Source organism: Burkholderia vietnamiensis LMG 10929, assembly GCF_000959445.1.
GTDB lineage: Bacteria > Pseudomonadota > Gammaproteobacteria > Burkholderiales > Burkholderiaceae > Burkholderia > Burkholderia vietnamiensis.
Genome location: NZ_CP009630.1, coordinates 1109184 through 1129258 on the forward strand (window position 1 = coordinate 1109184; position 20075 = coordinate 1129258).

A 20075-nucleotide genomic window follows, 5' to 3' on the forward strand; every position below is an offset into this window, starting at 1 on the left:
GCTCCGGATCATGAGTACGCCCGCCCTGCTTCTTTTCGCGCATCAGGCCCGCTCTTACGCAGCGCTGGTTCGCACATATACGGAGCGCCTGGGCATCGCGCTCGTCATCCTCAGTTCGCGCGCTCGCGATCCGCGCGACCTCGAACAGATTTCCGCCGTGGGTGCCGCCCGGCTCTGGCACGTCGACGACGATTATCTGAACGATGTGCACGTCGAGGAGACGATGGCGGAGGCACGGGCCGAGGGCTTCGCGATCGTCGCGACGCTCGCCACATTCGAAGGCTACCGATTACTGATGGCGCGCGCCAATCGCCTGCTGGGCGCCACGGATGCCGATCCCGACGCGCTGCGCGTCTGTATGGACAAATTGCAGTGCCGCACGCAACTCAACGAGCTCGGCCTGAGCGGCGCACGCACTACGCTGCTCGACCATGAGACGCTCCCCGCGCTGCTTGCGAGCGGTCGATCATTGTTCATCAAACCACGTCGCGGCGCCGGTTCGTTCGCCTGCTTCCGGCTCGATGCCGGCTTGACGCTTGCCCGCCTCGACGCGCTGCGCGAGCAGATGCGTGCCGACCTTGCGTTTCGGGCGATCTTCGACGGGCAGTTCGATTTCATCGCCGAGGATTACATCCGCGGCGACGAGTATAGCTTCGAAGTCATCGCGGCCGATGCCCGCAGCTACGTCATCGGCGTACACGCGAAATACCTCGACGACGCCACCGGCACGACGCTCGAGATGGGCAACTCGCTGCCAGCACCCGCCCTGTCCGACGCGCAGCAGCGCGAAGGCGAGCAGTTCATCGAGCAATGCCTCGCCGCACTGCGCCTCAGCGACGGGTGCTACCACATCGAGACCCGCTTCGACGGGCGAGCCGGCCGGTGGGACATCATCGAGATCAACGCTCGCATGGGCGGCGCCCTGATCAATCAGAGCGTCGGCGTGTTCACCGGCGGCATCTCGATGCTGGAGCTTTGGGTGCAAGCACTCTGTACCGAACGAACCGCCGCCGGCGCGTGGCACCGGCGCCTGGACGCGCTGCGCGAAAGCACGCGGCGGCGGGCGGGCACGCTCAGCGACGGCACCGTGTTCTTCAGCCGATACGGCGAACGCAATCGCACGCTCGAAATGCTGTCGATCGACCGGCTGACGCCCGCGCCGGACATCGTCGACATGCCGGTCCGGCCTCACACCCGTCTACCCGATTCCGAACGCGGCATCTTCATCCTGAACGCGCTTTGGAAGGTGCCCGTGTCCGACATCGCGACCCAGGTGCGCGCGCTCTCGGCGATGCTCGACGCGCAGCTCGTCGTTCGCTATTCCGACTCAGCAGTTACCGATGCAGAACCCACACCCCAGGAGAAATCATGAATCGCGTCCAGCATTGCGGCATCGACCATCCGATTCCCTTCTACTCGCTCGCAGACGGCGAAGCTGTCCGTAATCGACTCGATCGCTATCTCGACAAGAAAATGGCCGAATGGGCGGCAACCGTCCCCTACGCGAGCCATCTCGAAGGCAGCAAGCTCGATAGCCAGTGGTATCGCCGTCATACCATCGAGCACGTCTGGCGCATTCGTCTCAGCCGCTCCGCGCACGCCAAGGCTCTCCACGCGATCACGAAGATCTCTCCCGAGGCCGCGCAGCTGTATGCGGAATACCAGGCCGAGGAAATGAATCACGACACGCTGTTCAGGCAAGACTGCAAGGCACTCGGCGTAACCGACGAGGAGTTGTACGCGACCGAGCCATTCCTCGCGACGAGGCTGCTGCAGGGGTTTTTCTACTTCATCGCCGAACACGAGCATCCGATCGGCGTGGTCGCGTCCAGCTACCTGGTCGAATACACGACCGCGAAGCTCACGCCCCGCCAGATCAAGTCGATGAAGGAGACGCTCGGTGAGGACAAGATCAAGGGGCAACTCGCGCACATCAATACGGACGTCGGAGACGATCACGCGGGCGAGATGTGGCGCATCCTGCGCTACCTGATTCGCGAGGAGGCGGACGTCGACAAAGTGCTGCGCTATTTCGACGACATCCAGACCATTCTCGCGCTGTATTTCCGCGAGCTCTTCGAGGCCACAGTCGGCCACCGCGCGGCAGCCTGAGCCACTTTCGACGGAGCGGACATGCATACAGTCATCATCAGCACGACCGGCGAATCGTTCGCGCTGCCGCACGACGCGTATCTGTCGGACGCGGCGGAGCTTCAACTGGGCGGACTGACCTTCGGATGCCGCGCGGGAATGTGCGGCATTTGCGTGATCGAGGTACTGGCGGGCATGGACAATCTTTCGCATCCCGAAGACAAGGAAAGCACGTTTCTCGAATGGCTCGGTCACGACCACGGCGACAAGCGTCTTGCATGCCAGTGCCGGCTGCGCGGCGACGTAACGATTCGACAGTGTTGAGGTCTTGATCGCCATGTTCGATATCGTGATGCTGTCGGGCAGTCCCACCGAGCCGTCGCGCAGTCGGCACCTCCTCCGCATTGCGTCGGAGCGGCTGACTGCGCGCGGCCACCGGGTGCAGTGCATCGACATCCGGCATCTGCCGGCTGGTGCTCTGCTTCATGCCGACTGGAACGATCCCGCCATTCAGGCGGCGCTCGAGGCCGTGCAGCACGCGGCCGCCGTCATCGTCGCGACGCCGCTCTACAAAGCGTCCTATTCCGGTTTATTCAAGGCCTTCCTCGACCTGCTGCCGCAGGCGGCTTTCGCAAACAAGCCGGTGCTGCCGTTCGCGACCGGCGGCAGTCTCGCCCATCTGCTTGCACTCGACTATGCACTCAAACCGGTGCTCACCGCGCTCGGCGCGCGGCACGTGCTCGACAACGTGTTCGCCACCGAAGCCGACATCGCGCGCGTCGACGGCGAATACCGGATCGCAGCGCCGCTCGCGCAGCGCTTGCACGGCGCGGTGGAATCGCTGATGCACGTGCTCGACGAACGTGCGGCGCTTACCCGTCTCGGCACTCTCGCGGCGAGCGAACGAACGGAGATAGCCGTCAACCCGTAGCGGCGCAGTCGACGGATTCGCACATGCGAGCCGGTGTTACCGCTTCATGCACGTGCTCGCTCATCCCGACTCGCTCGCGGTCGTCCGCGGCCAGAACCTCGCGCGCGCGATTGACCAGTTCCTCGGACAGCGTCTCGCAGACCGGGGGGGCCGCGCGCCATCGATGCCAGTACAACGGCACAGGAAGCGGCATGTCGTGTCGCACGTCGACGAGCCGGCCGTCTTCGAGAAACGGCAGCACCGTCTGCTCCGGCAGCATGCCGTATCCCAGGCCGGACTGGATCGTCTTGAGCTGCGACGCGATCGACGGCAGCAAGTTTCTTCGATAGCGGCCGACGCTCACGCCGAATGCCGCCTCGAAATACCGTTCGAGCAGCGCCGTGCGTCTGCCGACCTCGACCGCCGGAGCCAACGATGCAGCGTGGAGATTGAAGCCTTTCTCGAAATGGCGCTCGATGAAGGCCGAACTCGCGACACATCGATAGATCATTGCGCCGAGCGGTACGGCAATGCAGCCCTGGACTGGCCTCGACACCGTCGACACGCTGCCGATGATTTCACCACGCGCCAGCGCCGGAAAGGCCGGGTCCGCATCGTCGACAACGACTTCCAGTTCGAGCACGTTGCGCTCGATAATCCGGTGCGCGACCCGGCCGAACCATGCATCGATTGAATACGCATCGACGCCGACCGCGAGTTGCATGCCGCCCCGATTGCCGCGACGGTCGATCTGGCTGAACGTATCGGCTTCGAGCAGACGCACCGCCGTGGTGTGCTTGAACAGAACTTCGCCCACCGGCGTCAGTGCCAGCGGCTTGCTGCGGACCAGCAGGGCCGCCGCCAATGCATCCTCCAGCGCCTTGATGCGTTGCGAGATGGCGGCCCTCGTAATATTCAGCCGTTCCGCCGCACGCTCGAAACTCCTCGTTTCGACGACGACGGCAAAAGCTTCGAGTTGTTGTCGATCTAGCACTGAAATCCCCTACCAAACTTCAAGCAAGTGATCCGTCCGCTCAACAGCGCGCGCGGGACGAAGGATTGCCCTCTCGTATCGCGCACGAAGAGGGGTTGAGTACCGCGCACTTGCCGTTTCGCCGCGATGCGGCACGACGACCCGTCATGCCGGGGATTAATCCAGCGGACTCTCCGTTTACCGAGGACGATCTCCGGCGATTCGACAGGGAGGCGGTAAGCCAACCTCAAATGGGATTAAGAATATTTATTTGATGAGTAACCTGCATAATTTCAAGTCACGGAGCCCATCTTACGTCTTTTTAAAAATCGTATTCACTGGCAGTTTTAACAGCTCGCTCGAAGGCTAATGCCAAAGCAGGTTATATCCAGAATGAAGATGTTTCAATCGCACGACAACCGATTTCCGCTTTAATTGGAAACAATGCTCAATCCACGCGCCGCCAGACGGAAATCGGCACATCGCCATTCGGTCGCGGCGTTACGCGATAACTCAATTCATTCCCTTTCAATTCGTAATTCCTTTTCTGTTCCTGTCCTACCCAATTCGGGAACGACGAGTTTTTGATGTGAAACGTCAGCGTGCCCTCTGCCGGATCGATCGTGATTGAACCGTAATGCGTGCTTGATCCCAGCACTGCATCTCGATACTCGTCGGGCGTGCCCTTGCTTTTGTCATTCGACGAAAAGCGCGGCCGTTCCGATTTGAAGATCTGCAGCGAATAATTTCCGCTCGTGTCGATCAACAGCAAGCCCTTCGGATCGGCACCATAGTCGCGGCCACGCGTCCCATCGGGATGTTGAACGTCGGCGGCGACGAGTGTCCAGGTACCTGCGAGCGACGGCGCAGCGGACGCGCCGGCCGGAATGATCGATGCGGCCAGTAGCAAGCCAGGGATACCTTGTCTGAGTATCGAACCGATGTTCATGGTCACTCCTTAGATGAAAGATTTGAAAGACACACCGCCTATATCGGCAACGGAATCCGCATCCATCCCCGTCGGGGGAGATGGTCGAGTTGATGGTAGCTGCGAAAATGTGCGATAAATACGATAATTCGAAACGGACCCATAAGAGAAACGACATCATGACCGTTCCTAATCTCGACATGGACGCGCTGCGCACACTGCTCGCTGCCGACCGGCTCGGCAGCCTCAATCGCGCCGCGGACCGGATCGGCCGCTCGCAATCCGCGGTCAGCCAGCAGATGCGCAAGCTCGAAACGCAGATCGGCCAGCCGCTATTTCGTCGCCAGGGGCGCGGCCTCGTCCCGACGGAGGCGGGTGATCTGATGTTGTCGTATGCACGCCGCATCCTGGAATTGAATGACGAGGCCGTGCAAGCGATCCGCGGCTCGGCGATCGAAGGCGCGGTTCGCTTTGGTCTGCCCGGAGACTTCGCCGAATCGTGGCTGCCCACCGCGCTCGGCCAGTTCAAACGCACACATCCTGCGGTGCGCGTGGAAATCGTGGTCGAACGCAACGGACAATTGCTCGAGCGGCTCGACGCAGGCGAGCTCGACGTCGTGCTCGCGATGGGTGCCGAAAGCCGTGCCGACGCCGAGCACCTGATCACCCTGCCGATGGCGTGGATCGGGCCGGCCGGCCTCGACATCCGTCCGCCATCCGGCAAGCCGCTCGATCTTGCGCTGTACAAGTCGCCCTGCATGTTCCGCAAGGCCGGCACGAGCGCGCTGGACAACGCAGGTATCCCGTGGCGACTTGCCTATACGACAGGCAGCCTGCAAAGCCTGTGGGCGGGCGTCGCGGGCGGGCTGGGGATCACGCTGAGGACGATGGCCGGCGTCCCGCCGACGCTACGCCGGCTGGGCGAACGGGACGGCCTGCCGCCGCTGCCGTCGGTCGAGCTGTGCATCCACTCGGGCGATCTCGACGCGTCGGCGGCGCTCGTCAGTCTGAAGCGCGTCGTGGTCGACAATCTGATCGCGAATCTTGCCGATGCACGACGTGCCGCGTAGCGCGATCGCAACCCTAGCCCACAAAACCGTGCCACTTGGACCAGCAGGTCATGTCATGAAGCGGCTCAGTCGCGGCGCGGCACCAACAACCTGTCGCACCGCGACTGCAACCACTGCCCATAAGGCGCGCAGCAGCCCCGTTCCACGCTCCGCCCCAGCGACTCCCCAACAGCCTATCGCTTGTTTTCGCCGAATACAGGCTACGATTTGTATCTTGCAAATACATTCGATAGACTGTATTTACCCATTACAAGCGATCGCCTGTCATTCCGCGGAGAGCCCATGGCATTCCCTGTCCAGACCTTGCCCCAATTGCGCCCGATCCTCGTCGGCTTCCGAAAGGCAGCTGGGCTCACGCAGGCGCAACTCGCGGCCCGCCTCGGCGTCACGCAGCAGTCGTACGCGCAGCTCGAGGCCAATCCCTCGGCAGTCAGTATGGAACGGCTTTTCAAGGTGCTGAATGTGCTCGGCGTGCGCGTGACGCTCGAGCCCGGCGACGCTGCGGCGCCCGCACCTTCCGCGTCCGCGCCCGAGCAGACATCGCCGCCATCTCGGCGGCGCTCGTCCGGCTCGTCAAGCCGGTCGGCTCAGCCCGCCCCGGCGCCGGCCGCCGCGAAAGCCACGCGCAAGCAGCCTGCCGCGGCCGCACCGCGCAAAGCGCGTGACGCCGGCCGCGAGGACTGGTGACGATGGTTCGCCGCCCCCGCCACGACCGTCTCGACCTGTGGATGAACGGCATTCCGGTCGGTTACTGGGAAATTCGACGCGGCGTCGAACGCCTCGTCTACCTGCCCACCTGGATCGACGATCCGCAGGGTCGGCCGCTGTCCCTGTCGCTGCCATTCACGCCGGGCAACCAGCCGCATCAGGGCGCGACCGTCGCCGACTACTTCGACAACCTGCTGCCGGACAGTCAGCCGATCCGCCGCCGCATCGCGCAGCGTTATCGGCTGGCGTCCACGGCGCCGTTCGAACTGCTCGCGTCGATCGGCCGTGACTGCGTCGGCGCGCTGCAATTGCTGCCGCCCGGCGAGATGCCGCTGGACCTCGAATCGATCGACGGCACGGTGCTCGACGAAGCGGCCGTGGCCGGCGTACTGCGCGACGCGACCGCCGCACCGCTGCCGGGCCATGCCGAATCGGGCGGCGAATTGCGCCTGTCGATCGCCGGCGCGCAGGAAAAGACCGCGCTGCTGCATCACGGCAACCGCTGGATGCTGCCGTCGGGCAGCACGCCCACCACTCATATCTTCAAGCTGCCGCTGGGCCGCGTCGGCAACATGCAGGCCGACATGCGGACGTCGGTCGAAAATGAATGGCTGTGCTCGAAGATCGTCGCCGCTTACGGCTTGCCGGTGGCCGCCTGCGACATCGGCCGGTTCGACGATCAGAAGGCGCTGGTGGTCGAGCGCTTCGATCGCAGGCCGTCCCGCGACCGCACATGGATCCTGCGGCTGCCGCAAGAGGACATGTGCCAGGCTACCGGCACGCCGTCGGGCATGAAATACGAATCCGACGGCGGTCCGGGCATCGCGGCGATCATGGGCATCCTCGCGAATTCCGCCGCCGCGCAGGACCGGATGAACTTCTTCGTCACGCAGCTGGTGTTCTGGGTACTCGCGGCCATCGACGGCCACGCGAAGAACTTCAGCATCGCGCACTTGCCGGGGAACACGTATCGCAGCACGCCGCTGTATGACGTGTTGTCCGCGCATCCGATCATCGGGACGCGCCGCAACCAGCTGTCGCCGCGGCGCGCACGGCTCGCGATGGCCGTGTGCGGGAAGAATCGCCATTACGTGATCGGCGACATCCGGCCGCGTCACTGGATCGCGCAAGGCAGCCGCGTCGGGCTGACCGAGGACGACGTGCGCGCAGCCATGGCCGACGTGGCGGCACGCACGGAAGCGGTGATCGCCGACGTCGCGTCGCACATTCCGGCGGATTTCCCGATGGATGTGGCCGACGCGATCTTCGACGGGATGCGCGCTCAGGCGCGCAAGCTGCAGGCGGCCGACTAGGCCGCCTGCACACCACGCAGCGTGCGCAGAATGCGCCCGCACCCGTGGTCCGCACGATGGTCGCCGCCGTGCTCATGCAACTGCGTGCCCAGTACGGAGCCCGTCGTACTCGATCCCGTGCTCGGCCGAGCGGCGATCGGGACCACGGCCGCCACTGCGCAACCGCACGACCGGCGCACGACCAATGCAATGCGCGAACGGCTCGAAGCGGCATGCCGCCGCGTGTGCGCGTCCGGCACTCCCTGAAAGCACCGCCGCGGCTGCCGCCCTGCTTGCGGCGGCCGCGCCTAAGCAATCCGCCGTACCGCTCAGCCGGCGTCGCGGGCGCGCGCCAGCGCGGCGAGGTTTCCTTCGCCGAACCCGTGATGCCCCTGACGCTGCACGATCTCGAAGAAGATCTCGCCGGGCCGGCGCTTGACGAAGGTCTGGAAGAACAGGCGCGGCACGCCGTCGGCGCCGATTTCGCCGTCGACCAGCACCGCGCAGCGGCGCAACGCGTCGAGATCGACGCCGTGCCCCGGCAGTCGCGCATCGACTTCGTCGTAATAGCGCGCAGGCGGCTCGACGAATTCGACGCCGTTCGCGCGCAGCGCATCGACGCTCGCGACGATATCGTCGGTCGCGAGCGCGATGTGCTGCACGCCCTCACCGGGATGATCGGGCAGATACGCGTGCATCAGCTCGGTGCGGCGCGTGCCCTCCTCGTAGACCGGAATCCGCACCGCGCCGCACGGCGACACCATCACGCGCGATTCCTCCGACACGTGCCAGTGCGCGTCGATCTCGTGGATTTCGCGAAAGTGCAGCAGGTCGTGGTAGAAGTCGAGCCACTCGCGCATGCGCCCCGCGCCGACCGTCTGCGTGAAGTGGTCGACCTGTTGCAGCCCGGTGCCCTCGCAGTGGAGATCGGCGTGCGCGGTCGCGATGTCGATCGGCCGGAAATCGATGTCGAAGATCGAGATGTCGCCCACGCCGCCGCGCTGACCGTCGCGCCCGCGCCAGCGATCGACGAAGTACAGGTGCGAATCGCCGATGCCCTGGATCGCCGGAATCTTCAGTTCGCCGACGCCGACCCGCTCGCCCTCGAACGCCCACGCCCCCAGCTCGATCGCACGCTCGAACGCACGCCGGGCGCTTGCCACGCGCAGCCCGATCGCGCACACGCCCATCCCGTACTCCTCCGCATAGCGAGCGGCGAATGAATCGGGCTCCGCATTGATCAGGAACTGCATCTGTCCTTGCCGGTACAGTGTGACGTTCTTGCTGACATGGCGCGCGACAGCCTTGAACCCGAGTTGCTCGAAGCGCTGCGCGAGCGCGTCCGGCACCGGCGCCGCGAACTCGACGAATTCGAGTCCGGCCATCCCGAGCGGATTGGCGGCCGGATCGGCAACGGGCGGCGTATCGCTGGACAGTGGGTGAGAATTGCCGGGCATTCCAGTCTCCGGAGGCATGCGGTCGGTGAGTACGCCCGACCTGCGCGGCGCCCGCCGGCCGATGCGACGGCCGAGGTCCGCCCGAGTCGGGCAAGGTTTCGATGGTCGAGATTTTAACCAGATCGTTCACGGCGGCACACCCCGGCCGTTCGGCCAGCCGGTGGCGCGTCTAGTGCAAACCCGCAAAGCGTCCGATAATCGCACATCGAAGAACGATAATCGCGCAAATCTCCCGATCGGCCAATTGCCGCCGTGTGGCGCGCGCCCTATTCTCGGTTCACCCAATCATCTCAATGCAGCATCGGACGCGGCGCCGCCGCGAATCACGATGCGCGATGCCAGGAGACACCGTCGTGACCCCAACTTTCGACACCCTCGACACCGCTGCCGGCGAGCGCGCCCGCAGCCAGGCCCGCAAGGCGGCGATCGGCAGCTTTGTCGGCGCCGTCGTCGACTGGTACGACTTCCTGCTGTATGGAATCGTCGCCGCGCTGGTCTTCAATTCCGCGTTCTTCCCGAAGGTCAGCCCGACGATGGGCACGCTCGCGGCGTTCGCGACCTTCGGCGTCGGCTTCCTGTTCCGCCCGCTCGGCGGCGTCGTGTTCGGCCATTACGGCGACCGGCTCGGCCGCAAGCGGATGCTGGTGCTCACCGTGATGCTGATGGGGCTGTCGACCGTCGCGATCGGCCTGCTGCCCGGCTTCGCGACGATCGGCTGGTGGGCGCCGGTGCTGCTCGTGACGATGCGCGCGATCCAGGGCTTCGCGGTCGGCGGCGAATGGGGCGGCGCGGCGCTGATGGCCGTCGAAAGCGCACCGAAGCAGAAGAAGGCGTTCTACAGCAGCGGCGTGCAGGTCGGCTACGGCGTCGGGCTGGTGCTGGCCACGGGCATCGTGTCGATCCTGAGCCACACGCTCGGCGACGCCGCGTTCAAGTCGTGGGGCTGGCGGCTGCCGTTCCTGTTCAGCATCGTGCTGGTTCTGATCGGACTGTGGGTGCGCAAGAGCATGGACGAGTCGCAGGAGTTCGTCGAGAAGGTCGAGCACGGCAACCGCAAGCTGCGCCTGCCGGTGCTCGAAGCGCTGACGCGCCATCCGAAGGCGTTCCTGCTGATCGTCGCGCTGCGGCTGGCCGAGCTGTTCACGATGTACATCGTCACCGCGTTCGCGCTCAGCTATTCGACGTCGAACCTCGGCATGTCGCGCGACCTGTTCCTGAACATCGGCCTGCTGGTCGGCACGGTGAGCTGCGTGACGATCCCGAGCTTCGCGTGGCTCGCCGATCGCTTCGGCCTGCGCCGCATCTATCTGACCGGCGCGCTGATCGGGCTCGCATCGGCGGTGCCGTTCTTCCTCGCGCTGGAGTCGCGCTCGGTCGCGTGGATCGTCGTGTTCTCGATCCTGCTCGCCAATGCCGCGCACGACATGGTGGTCAGCGTCCAGCAGCCGCTCTTCACCGAGTTGTTCGGCGCCGAGTACCGTTACAGCGGCGCGGGCGTCGGCTATCAGTTCGCGAGCGTCGTCGGCGGCGGCTTCACGCCGTTCATCGCGGTGGCGCTGGTCAGCTTCGCGGGCGGCGCGTGGCATCTCGTCGCCGGCTATCTCGCCGTGGGTTGCCTGATCTCGCTGGTCGTCGCCGCGCGGATGCGGGTGACCCAATGACGCCATGAGCGTCATGGCCGGCCCGGCATCGGCCGGCCATATGGGCCCGGCCATGCGCGGCGCGGCGCCCGGCCGGCCGCCAACCGCGCGTCGCGCCTGCAGCCAACGTCAAACACGGTCAAGCCCCCCACGCGCACGCCCCTTTTCCGTGCCGAACATTCCACGCCGGTCGCCGACCAATGGCATCATATGGGCCTACGTCAGTCACCGATACGCCCCCATATCATGTCGAATCTCATCGTCCACGGCGGCACCCCGCTGCGCGGGGACATCAAGCCGTCCGCGAACAAGAACGCCGTCCTTCCGATCCTGTGCGCCACCCTGTTGACCGATCAGCCGCTGCGTCTCGTCGGTGTGCCGGACATCACCGACGTGCGCAAGATCCTCGACATCTTCCGCACGCTCGGCAGCGACGTGTCGGTCGACTTCGCGACGGGCATCCTCGAGCTGCACCACCGCAACACGACGTTCGATCCGGCCGTCCACCGGTTGCCGGAGGCGATGCGCTCGTCGATCATGCTGATTCCGCCGCTGCTCGCGCGCTTCGGCGTCGCGCGGCTCGAAAACGACGTGAAGGGCTGCACGCTCGGCGTGCGCGAAATCGACCCGCACGTCGAGGTGTTCGAGCGCTTCGGCGCGCACATCGAGCGCACGCCCGATTCGCTGATCGTCCGCGCCGACGGCCCGTTGACGGCCAACGATCATTGGCTCGACTACGCATCGGTGACGACCACCGAAAACTTCGCGCTGTGCGCGACGGCGGCCAGCGGCACCTCCACGCTGATGAACGCGGCGTCGGAGCCGCACGTGCAGGAGTTCTGCCAGTTCCTCGCGATGATCGGCGTCGCGATCGACGGGCTCGGCACCTCGCGGCTGTGCGTGACGGGCGGCGGCAAGCTCGGCGGCGGCGAGTTCCGTTTCGCCGAGGACTTCCACGAGATCGCGACGTTCCTCGCGCTCGGCGCGATCACCGGCGGCGACATCACGGTGCGCAATTCGTCGCCCGAGCATTTCCCGCTGATCGACCGCACCTTCGCGAAGTTCGGCGTGACCGTCACGCACCGCGACGGCTGGTCGCGCGCGGAACGCGACGGCCCGCTGCGCGTGCGGCGTCCGTTTACGCAGAACATCCTCACGAAGGTCGAAGCCGCGCCGTGGCCGTACCTGCCGGTCGACCTGCTGCCGATCTTCATCGCGCTCGGCGTGCGCGCCGAAGGCAGCGCGATGTTCTGGAACAAGGTCTACGACGGCGCGCTCGGCTGGTCCGGCGAGCTGTCGAAGTTCGGCGCGCACGTGCTGCTGTCGGACCCGCACCGGCTCATCACGTTCGGTGGGCTGGCGCTGACGCCGGCGCGCGTCGAAAGCCCGTACATCATCCGCGTCGCGATCGCGCTGCTGATGGTGGCCGCGAGCATCGAAGGCCGTTCGGAAATCATGAACGCGCTGCCGATCCGTCGTGCCCATCCGCACTTCGTCGAAAACCTGCGTTCGGTCGGCGCGAACGTCGAGTGGACGAGCAGCGAGTAACGGCATCCCGGATGCGGCGCACGCCGCATCCGATGCTTCGTGCCCATCCCGCCGCGTCGCTGCGGCGTCCTCCATCGCAAGCCGTCGACCGCATCGACCGCCTCGCCTCCCAGCCGCGCATTCGCACGATGATCGCCCGTCCGGGCGCGGCGACCGCACGCGCCCCACTCCGCCCTCGACGATGAAAAAGCCCGAACTCGACCGACGCGACTGGATTGCCGGCCTGGAAAAAGGCCTGATGATCCTGGAGGCGTTCGACAGTCAGCATGCACGGATGACGCCCACCCAGGCCGCCGCGCGCACCGGCCTCACGCGTACGGCCGCGCGCCGCTACCTGCTGACGCTCGAATCGCTCGGCTACGTGTACACCGACGGCAAGCTCTACGGGCTGACGCCGCGCGTGCTGCGGGTCGGCTGGTCGTACTTCGACTCGGCACGCCTGCCGCGCATGGTGCAGCCGTATCTGCAGCAACTGAGCGCGTCGCTGAACGAATCGGCGTACGTGAGCGTGCTCGACGGCTGGGAACTCGTGTTCATCGCCCGCAACGGCGTGTCGCGCGTGATGACGACCGGCTTCGTGCTCGGCGCGCGCGTGCCGGCGCCGCTGACGTCGCCGGGCGTCGTGCTGCTCGCCCATCATCCCGACCGCGAGGCCGTGCGCGCGTGGCTCGACGGCACCGAACTGGCGCCGTTCACGCCGCACACGATCACGAACAAGGCGCGCCTGCTCGAACAGGTCGACCACGCGCGTGACGCGGGCTTCGCGGTGATCGAGCAGCAATTGCAGGTGGGCGTGCGCGGCATCGCGGTGCCGCTGAAGAATCGTCACGGCGAAGTGGTCGCCGCATTGAGCACCAACATGCCGATCGCCGGCGAATCGACCGACGCGGCGGTGCGGCGCGTGCTTCCGCATCTGCAGGAAACGGCGCTCGCGATGCTCAACGTGCTGTAGCGGCGCGCCGCACCGCCCTCGCGTTCAACCGATGCGCCACCAGCGCGGCAACAGATCGCGCACCTCGCGGCGCCGGTAGCGATCGTCGATCAGATGCACGACGCCTTCGTCGCGTTCGGTGCGGATCACGCGCCCGGCCGCCTGCACGACCTTCTGCAGGCCCGGATACAGATAGATGTAGTCGTAGCCGTTGCCGAAACGCGCGTCCATCGCGCGCCGCATCTGTTCATTGACGTCGTTGATCTGCGGCAGGCCGAGCGTCGCGATGAACGCACCGATCAGCCGCTCGCCCACCAAATCGACGCCTTCCGAGAACGCCCCGCCCAGCACCGCGAAGCCGACGCCGCGTCCGCCGGCGTCGAAGCGCGCCAGGAACGCGTCGCGCTCGCTTTCGGCCATGCCGGGCGACTGCGCCCAGACAGGCACGTCGGGATGGCGCGCCTGCATCAGCGCGACGACGCGCGCGAGATAGTCGAAGCTGCTCAGAAAGCCGAGGTAGTTGCCGGGACGTGTCGCATATTGCGCGGCGATCAGATCGACGATCGGCTCGAGCGAGCGGTCACGATCGCGCCAGCGCGTCGACACGTGGCTCGCCACGCGCACCGTCAACTGCTCGGCGCGAAACGGCCCTTCGACGTCGAGCCAGCCCGTGTCGGCCGGCAAGCCGAGCGTGTCGCGATAGAACCGGAACGGGCTCAACGTGCCGGAAAACAGCACGGTGGCGCGGGCGGCCTCGTAGCGCGGCGCGAGAAAACCGGCCGGTATCACGTTGCGCACGCACAGCGTCGACTGGATGCGACGGCGGCGCGCAGCCGGCACGAGCGCATCGACCGTGTCGAGTGCCGCCTGACGCGGCAGCGGCTCGCCGTGCAAGGTCGCGTCGAAGATCGACGCGCTGTCGAATGCGTCGGCGAGCACGCCGAACTGGATCGCATCGAAATGGAAGCGCAACAGCGCGTCGTCGTTCGCGCGCGGCGCATCGGTCAGGTGCTCGCCGATCGTCGCCACGAGGTTCTGCACCGCGGACACGAGCCCCGCCGGAATAGCCGGGTACGCCGCATAGCGCTCGGCCTGCGCACGATTGAGCGCGCCCCACGCGCGCGCGAGCCGGTCGAACGCCTTGCGCAGCGTCGGCGGCGCCGCTTCGCGCGCGGCGGCAAACGCGAACGGATCGAGCGACGCGCTGTACATCCGCCGGGCGCGGTCGAGCAGGTTGTGCGCCTCGTCGACGAGCACGCCGACGCGCCACTGGTTCTGCTGTGCGAGTACATGCAGCATCGCGCTGCCGTCGTAGTAGTAGTTGTAGTCGCCGATCGCCATGTCGGACCAGCGCGCCAGCTCCTGCGCGAGGTAATACGGACACACGTCGTGCGCGAGCGCGGCGGCGCGCACGGTATCGCGATCGAGCAGCCCCGCGCCGATCGCGGCGTCGCGCGCGGCCGGCAGCCGGTCGTAGAAGCCCTGCGCCAGCGGGCACGACTCGCCGTGACACGCGCGATCGGGATGCTCGCATGCCTTGTCGCGCGCGACGAGTTCGAGCACGCGCAGCGGCAGCGCCGGCGTGCCGGCACCGAGCGTCCTGGCCGCGTCGAGCGCGAGCGCGCGGCCGGGCGTCTTCGCGGTCAGGAAGAACACGTGATCGAGCTTGCCTTCGCCGCACGCCTTCAGCATCGGAAACACGGTGCCGAGCGTCTTGCCGATCCCGGTCGGCGCCTGGGCGATCAGGCAGCCTTCGTCGCGCGCCGCGCGATAGACGGACACGGCCAGCTCGCGCTGCCCGCTGCGGAACTGCCCGTGCGGGAAGGTCAGCGCACGCAGCGCCTCATCGCGGGCCGCACGATGCGCGGCCTCGCGCTCGGCCCAGCCGACGAAGCACGCGCACTGTTCGGCGAAGAACGCGGCGAGCGCCTCGGCGCTCAGCGTTTCCGTCAGCACCGTTTCGCGCTCGGACACGATGTCGAAATAGACGAGCGCGACGTCGATTTCGGCGAGGCCGCGCGTCGCGCACATCAGATGCGCATAGACCTTCGCCTGCGCCCAGTGCAGCGCGCGATGGTTGGCCGGCATCGCGTCGAGGCTGCCGCGGTAAGTCTTGATCTCCTCGAGGCGGTTCGCGACCGGGTCGTAGCCGTCCGCACGCCCGCGCACGGTCAGCGTGCCCCACGTGCCGGCGAGCGCGATTTCGGTTTCGTAGCGTGCGCCGCGCGCCGACGTGACGGCGCCGTGGCCGGCGATGCCTTCGAGCGCGGTCGGCGCGGGCGTGAAGCGCAGGTCGAGATCGCCGCGCCGCGCGGTGAACTCGCACATCGCCCGCACCGCGACGACGTAGCTCATGCGGACAGCCCTGCCGCTTCGGCGTGTTCGACGCCGGCGCCCGCCCATTCGACATCGACGACGCGCACCGGGATGCCGTGCGCCACGCAGTACGCGAGCCAGCGCGTCTGGTTGTCCTGCAGCCGGTCGCCGGGGCCCTTCACCTCGATCAGCTCGTAGCGCCGCTCGCCGGGCCAGAAGCGGACCAGATCGGGCAGCCCCGAGCGATTGCTGCGGATATCCGCGAGCAGGCGCGTGAACCACAGCCGCAAATGCTCGGGCGGCAAGCACGCAAGCGCGTCGTCGAGCAGTTCGTCGGTCAGCACGCCCCAGAACACGAACGGCGACTGCAGCCCCGTCTTGGTCGCATAGTGCCGACGGATCGTGTCCTGGTATGCGCCCGAGTCGAGCTGCGCGAAACAGGCGGCGAACGCGTCCGCGCGGCGCACCGCGAAATCGGGCGCGTGCAGGTCGGCCGGGCCGCGCTGGAACGGATGGAAGAAGGCGCCGGGCACGGCCGCGAACACGGGCTCCCAGCACAGCAGTCCGAACAGCGAATTGATCAGCGTGTTCTCGACGTAATGGACCGGCGCGCCCGGCTGCGCAAGATGGTCGCGCACCGCGTATTCGACGCTGACGGACGCGTCCGGGCGCGCCAGCACGAGCGTCTCGCGCGACACGGCCGGCGCGCTGCGCGCGCGTTCGACCGGCTGCCCCAGACGGCGCTGCAAGCGCGGCAGCATCCGCTCGACCCGCTGGCGTTCCTCGTCGCTTTCGAAGCGCTCGCGCGCGTCGAGCGCGAGCGCGAGTGCATCGGCGATGCGTTCGCAGCGTTCCAGCACGCGAATGCGCCGATGCCGGCTGCCCGGCCACGCGCTGCGCGCATACGCGTCGAGCGCGGCGTCCCAGTCGGCGCGGCGCTCGCAGGTCTGGCCGAGCGTGAACAGGAGTTTTGCGCGGCGCGTCGCGAGCCACGGCTGCGCGCATTCGACCACGTCGATCGCGTCGAGCAGCTCGTCGAACGGCAGCTCGTCCGGCCAGGCGTCGAGCGCCGCGCGGCACGCGTGCAGCGCGAGATACGCATCGACGTCGGCACGCTGCTGGAACGCGCGCGACGACGGCGCGAACGGCACGCTTTCGTACTGGAACACGCCGAGATCGGCGAGCACGAACTCGGTCCAGTCCTGATGAAGATTGCCGAAGAACATCAGCCGCAGCCGTTCGCACAGCGCGCCGACCGTCACCCGCAGCACGCGATCGTCGGCCTGGGCGCACCATGCGTCGAGCGGTTGCGCGACGTCGCCGTAAGCCGGGCGCAGGCGTTCGAGCCATTCCGGCTTGCGCTCGCCCGCATGCGCACCGAGCGACGGAAACATCTTCAGCAGATCGGCGCGCGTCGACAACGCGAACAGCGCGTCGAGCGTAAGCGCGGGCGCCGGATCGACCCAGCCGAGCGCGGCGAGCGGCGCGGCCGCGCCGAGCGGGCAGCCGATCTCGTCATACGCGAGCTTGCTCGCGCGGAAGTCCGAGCCGTTGCGCATCAGCATCCGCACGAGCAATGCGCGCGATGCCTGCGGCAGCCGCGCGAACTCGGCGACGAACGCGCGCTCGGCGGCGTCGAGCAGGTCGTCGTAGCGCTCGCCGAGCCACGCGAGCGCACGTTCGAAGTTGGTCAGGTAGTAAAACGCCGGAGGCGGCGGCGATGCAGGCGTCACGGGATCGATCACTGTACGTTTGTACAGGTCGGAATCATATCACCGTGACGCCGGATGCCACAGGCGCGCGCGGGTGCGTCATCTGCGCGCCGCGGCGTGCCGAGGCAATCAGAACTGGTAGTTGACCGACATGTCGAACACGCCGTTGGTCGACTGCTGTGTGATCGGGCTGCGTCTTGCGCGCCCGACCAGCTGCTCGATCGCGCCGTCCATCGTCACGAACCAGTTCTTGTTGACGAACCAGACCATCGTCACGCCGGCGCCGAACGACTTCATCCCCGCGCCCGACGAATAGGCCGGCAGCCCCGAACGCGCGGCTGCGCCCTGGTTCACGCCGAACCAGCTGTTCATGTAGCGCGAATCGGCGAACGATACGGTGGGCCCGGCAAACCAGAAGAAATGCTCGTTGCTGCCCGGCATCGGCATGTACGCGGAGAAATCGCCGACCCAGCCGTTCGAGCCGCCGATGCTGCGCCGCACGTCGGCGCGCAGCACGAGCGGGAAGTCCTTCGAGATCACGTAGTCGGCGGCCAGCTTCATCACCGGCGCCGCGTTGATGTTGTCGAGGCCGTTCAGATGGCCGAGGTCGTCGGCCGAGCGGCGCCCGAGGTCATAACCGACCGACATGCTCACGCGCCAGTTCGGCCCGCGCAGCACGTTCGCGCCGAGCCCCTCGCCCGTCGACAGGAAGAACAGGTCGCGATAGCGGATGTCGACGTTCGGGCCGCCCATCACCCGATAGCGATCGGAGCCCTCATAGCGCGGCTGCAGCGTCATCGCGGCGCCGACGCTCACCTGCCACGTCGGGATCGTGGGGCTGAAGATCTTCCGCAGCGGAACGCCCGCCGAATATTGCCATTCGCCGAGCGGCGAAGGCGTCTGGGCCGCCGCGTCGCGCGCGCCGACCGCGGTCAGCGCAGTGAAGGCGGACAGGCCGAACACCAGCCGGCGCATGCCGGGTGACAGCAACGGGCGGGCAACGGTCATCGGGGCAATCTCCGTCGGGTATGCGTATCGAACTCGAATCAAGATGAACTCTGATCAAAGCGCGTCGCGCGCTGCCGGCCAAGGCCGCCGGCAGCGGGCCGTGCGAACGTAGCGTGCGCTTAACAGCAAATATCCTACGCGACGCGCGCAAAGTCGCAAAGCGCCCGTTGAGCCGGGGCGCTTTGCCGGGATCCGGCGCAAGCCGGGGCTGAATGGCTGAATCAGAAACGCTCGACGTGATAGTCGCCGGCGAGCGCGGCCGTGCTGCGCGTGGACATCATGCGCGAGAAGCCGTCGGCGAGCCGGCCGAGCGCGAGCTGCTTCTGGCTGGCGTCCCAGTGCGTATACGTGTCGTAAGCCGACTCGTCGAACGACACCGTGACGGCAGCCGGCCGGCCGCTTGCGCGAAAGCCGATCTGCAGCACACCGCCCGGCAGTTCCTCGATGTGATAGCGCAACGAACGCGACTCGAAATAGCGGCCCAGCACCTGGGCGATCGCGCGCTTGTCCGGCGATTGCACGTGAATGTCCATGATGGTCCTCCTCTCAGTGAGCGCGCGGCCGGCTGCGGTGCGCCGCCCCCGCCCGGCATCCGTACCGGCGGCGGCCGCGACGGCGGGTCGCCTTGCGGCGGGCCGGCCGGCACGGGCGGGTCCACCGGATCGTCGTGCTCCGGCAGCGCCGGATCGGGATCGAGGTCGGGCGTGGGTTCCGGACGGTGCAGCAAGGATCGGCTGTTCATGTGGCTCCTGCGCGGCGGGTCGCGCGTGTCGATTGGCGCGGCGAGCGTGCGCAAACAGCGTGCCTGCTGGGCCTTGGTGGTCGTGTTTTTTGCGGCGGGCGATGCGGGCGGCGCGAGGTGGTATCGGTTGGTGAGCCGCTGCGGCGGGTTGCTGCGGAGCGCAGGGCTTGCGACGTGGGCCGTGCGCTGCGCGCGTTCGCGGCGACAAGCGATGAGCGCGCGCAGCGCGGCTTCGCGCAGAAGGTGCCGTCCCACGCAGCGCTCGTACGTTCCATTGAACTCGATAGATGCGCGGGGCGAGCTTCCTTGCGTCGAAACGCTCGCGCCACGTGCAGAAATCACCGCGTACCGTCGCCTCGCAGCGGCTTATTCGTCGGCGTTTTCCTTTCTTTGTCCCTTGGCGGATCGCGATGTATTGCCGCGTCCGCATGCGTGACGTCGCGACAAGCGACATCCCGCGCGCCGTATACAGGTACGGTCGTTGCGCCCTTCGATCCCGGAGGCTCGATCACTCGGGCTGGCGGCCGCGATGCCGTGTCAGCGGCCGCCGCTCCTTTCCGTCGCCGCATCAGCGTGTTGCGACGGCCGTGCCGGGAAGTCCATATCGACGAACCGATCGATGCAGGGCTCCCTGACAGCGCCCAACCCGCCCTCGGCGGCGCGAGCGCGATCGACGCCGCGACACCCTTCCGGCTCCGCGCGAACCACGCGCGCCGGGTGTCCTGACACCGCCGCCGCGATCACGGCTG

Annotated in this window: 17 protein-coding genes; 10 read left to right on the top strand and 7 right to left on the bottom strand. The window is 66.9% G+C overall.

The features are described 5' to 3' along the window. Positions 1 to 10: 10 nt before the first annotated feature. From AK36_RS05025 to ssuE, 4 genes are read left to right on the top strand one after another with little or no spacing between them, the layout of a single operon-like run. Positions 11 to 1372, top strand: a complete 1362-nt coding sequence (locus AK36_RS05025; protein WP_045578016.1) for an ATP-grasp domain-containing protein — start codon at positions 11 to 13, stop codon at positions 1370 to 1372. Beyond that, complete coding sequence (locus AK36_RS05030; RefSeq protein ID WP_011882214.1) at positions 1369 to 2112, top strand: iron-containing redox enzyme family protein; 744 nt, start codon at positions 1369 to 1371, stop codon at positions 2110 to 2112. The genes AK36_RS05025 and AK36_RS05030 overlap by 4 nt, the downstream gene beginning before the upstream one ends. 21 nt (positions 2113 to 2133) lie before the next feature. Beyond that, complete coding sequence (locus AK36_RS05035; protein WP_011882213.1) at positions 2134 to 2415, top strand: 2Fe-2S iron-sulfur cluster-binding protein; 282 nt, start codon at positions 2134 to 2136, stop codon at positions 2413 to 2415. 13 nt (positions 2416 to 2428) lie between these two features. After that, a complete protein-coding gene (gene ssuE / locus AK36_RS05040; protein ID WP_011882212.1) occupies positions 2429 to 3022 on the top strand; it encodes an NADPH-dependent FMN reductase in 594 nt (197 codons plus the stop codon). On the opposite strand, the gene AK36_RS05045 is transcribed toward ssuE, so the two are convergent. After that, positions 3012 to 3995 (bottom strand): HTH-type transcriptional regulator ArgP, encoded by a 984-nt coding sequence (locus tag AK36_RS05045; protein WP_014724891.1) that lies wholly within the window; start codon positions 3993 to 3995, stop codon positions 3012 to 3014. The genes ssuE and AK36_RS05045 overlap by 11 nt on opposite strands. A gap of 427 nt (positions 3996 to 4422) precedes the next feature. Further along, complete coding sequence (locus tag AK36_RS05050; RefSeq protein WP_034193539.1) at positions 4423 to 4923, bottom strand: lipocalin-like domain-containing protein; 501 nt, start codon at positions 4921 to 4923, stop codon at positions 4423 to 4425. Between the two features lie 158 nt (positions 4924 to 5081). On the opposite strand from AK36_RS05050, the gene AK36_RS05055 reads away from it, so the two are divergent. The 3 genes from AK36_RS05055 (at position 5082) to AK36_RS05065 (ending at position 7993) form a co-directional block, all read left to right on the top strand. Beyond that, positions 5082 to 5972 carry a LysR substrate-binding domain-containing protein gene (locus AK36_RS05055; protein ID WP_014724893.1) on the top strand — a complete coding sequence of 297 codons (891 nt, stop codon included), beginning with the start codon at positions 5082 to 5084 and terminating at the stop codon, positions 5970 to 5972. A 282-nt stretch (positions 5973 to 6254) separates the two neighbouring features. Then, entirely contained in the window at positions 6255 to 6659 is a 405-nt protein-coding gene (locus AK36_RS05060; RefSeq protein ID WP_045578017.1) for a helix-turn-helix transcriptional regulator, read from the top strand. Between the two features lie 2 nt (positions 6660 to 6661). Continuing rightward, positions 6662 to 7993 (top strand): type II toxin-antitoxin system HipA family toxin, encoded by a 1332-nt coding sequence (locus AK36_RS05065; protein ID WP_045578018.1) that lies wholly within the window; start codon positions 6662 to 6664, stop codon positions 7991 to 7993. Between the two features lie 308 nt (positions 7994 to 8301). Here the strand turns inward: AK36_RS05065 and AK36_RS05070 are convergent, their stop codons facing one another. Further along, a complete protein-coding gene (locus tag AK36_RS05070; RefSeq protein ID WP_014724896.1) occupies positions 8302 to 9429 on the bottom strand; it encodes a 4-hydroxyphenylpyruvate dioxygenase family protein in 1128 nt (375 codons plus the stop codon). Positions 9430 to 9782: 353 nt separating this feature from the next. On the opposite strand from AK36_RS05070, the gene shiA reads away from it, so the two are divergent. From shiA to AK36_RS05085, 3 genes are all read left to right on the top strand, one after another. Continuing rightward, positions 9783 to 11090, top strand: coding sequence for a shikimate transporter (shiA, locus tag AK36_RS05075; protein ID WP_034193537.1), 1308 nt, complete (start codon positions 9783 to 9785; stop codon positions 11088 to 11090). Between the two features lie 225 nt (positions 11091 to 11315). After that, positions 11316 to 12617, top strand: coding sequence for a UDP-N-acetylglucosamine 1-carboxyvinyltransferase (locus AK36_RS05080; protein WP_014724898.1), 1302 nt, complete (start codon positions 11316 to 11318; stop codon positions 12615 to 12617). Between the two features lie 181 nt (positions 12618 to 12798). Further along, positions 12799 to 13569, top strand: a complete 771-nt coding sequence (locus AK36_RS05085; RefSeq protein WP_011882203.1) for an IclR family transcriptional regulator domain-containing protein — start codon at positions 12799 to 12801, stop codon at positions 13567 to 13569. Between the two features lie 24 nt (positions 13570 to 13593). On the opposite strand, the gene AK36_RS05090 is transcribed toward AK36_RS05085, so the two are convergent. The 4 genes from AK36_RS05090 to AK36_RS05105 form a co-directional block, all read right to left on the bottom strand. Next, entirely contained in the window at positions 13594 to 15903 is a 2310-nt protein-coding gene (locus tag AK36_RS05090) for an ATP-dependent DNA helicase (protein ID WP_045578019.1), read from the bottom strand. After that, the gene (locus AK36_RS05095) at positions 15900 to 17597 is read right to left on the bottom strand and encodes a VRR-NUC domain-containing protein (protein WP_045578433.1); all 1698 of its coding nucleotides are present in this window, start codon (positions 17595 to 17597) and stop codon (positions 15900 to 15902) included. Before AK36_RS05095 ends, AK36_RS05090 begins: the two co-directional genes overlap by 4 nt. A 108-nt stretch (positions 17598 to 17705) precedes the next feature. Beyond that, the gene (locus AK36_RS05100) at positions 17706 to 18584 is read right to left on the bottom strand and encodes a MipA/OmpV family protein (RefSeq protein ID WP_045578020.1); all 879 of its coding nucleotides are present in this window, start codon (positions 18582 to 18584) and stop codon (positions 17706 to 17708) included. Between the two features lie 221 nt (positions 18585 to 18805). Further along, the gene (locus tag AK36_RS05105) at positions 18806 to 19117 is read right to left on the bottom strand and encodes an ATP-binding protein (RefSeq protein WP_011882199.1); all 312 of its coding nucleotides are present in this window, start codon (positions 19115 to 19117) and stop codon (positions 18806 to 18808) included. Positions 19118 to 20075: the final 958 nt, after the last annotated feature.

Excerpts from the sequence above, each read along its gene's own strand:
- AK36_RS05025 (WP_045578016.1), top strand. The coding sequence starts at position 11 with ATGAGTACGCCCGCCCTGCTTCTTTTCGCGCATCAGGCCCGCTCTTAC.
- AK36_RS05030 (WP_011882214.1), top strand. The coding sequence starts at position 1,369 with ATGAATCGCGTCCAGCATTGCGGCATCGACCATCCGATTCCCTTCTAC.
- AK36_RS05035 (WP_011882213.1), top strand. The coding sequence starts at position 2,134 with ATGCATACAGTCATCATCAGCACGACCGGCGAATCGTTCGCGCTGCCG.
- ssuE (WP_011882212.1), top strand. The coding sequence starts at position 2,429 with ATGTTCGATATCGTGATGCTGTCGGGCAGTCCCACCGAGCCGTCGCGC.
- AK36_RS05050 (WP_034193539.1), bottom strand. The coding sequence starts at position 4,923 with ATGAACATCGGTTCGATACTCAGACAAGGTATCCCTGGCTTGCTACTG.
- AK36_RS05055 (WP_014724893.1), top strand. The coding sequence starts at position 5,082 with ATGACCGTTCCTAATCTCGACATGGACGCGCTGCGCACACTGCTCGCT.
- AK36_RS05060 (WP_045578017.1), top strand. The coding sequence starts at position 6,255 with ATGGCATTCCCTGTCCAGACCTTGCCCCAATTGCGCCCGATCCTCGTC.
- AK36_RS05065 (WP_045578018.1), top strand. The coding sequence starts at position 6,662 with ATGGTTCGCCGCCCCCGCCACGACCGTCTCGACCTGTGGATGAACGGC.
- AK36_RS05070 (WP_014724896.1), bottom strand. The coding sequence starts at position 9,429 with ATGCCCGGCAATTCTCACCCACTGTCCAGCGATACGCCGCCCGTTGCC.
- AK36_RS05080 (WP_014724898.1), top strand. The coding sequence starts at position 11,316 with ATGTCGAATCTCATCGTCCACGGCGGCACCCCGCTGCGCGGGGACATC.
- AK36_RS05085 (WP_011882203.1), top strand. The coding sequence starts at position 12,799 with ATGAAAAAGCCCGAACTCGACCGACGCGACTGGATTGCCGGCCTGGAA.
- AK36_RS05090 (WP_045578019.1), bottom strand. The coding sequence starts at position 15,903 with ATGAGCTACGTCGTCGCGGTGCGGGCGATGTGCGAGTTCACCGCGCGG.
- AK36_RS05100 (WP_045578020.1), bottom strand. The coding sequence starts at position 18,584 with ATGACCGTTGCCCGCCCGTTGCTGTCACCCGGCATGCGCCGGCTGGTG.
- AK36_RS05105 (WP_011882199.1), bottom strand. The coding sequence starts at position 19,117 with ATGGACATTCACGTGCAATCGCCGGACAAGCGCGCGATCGCCCAGGTG.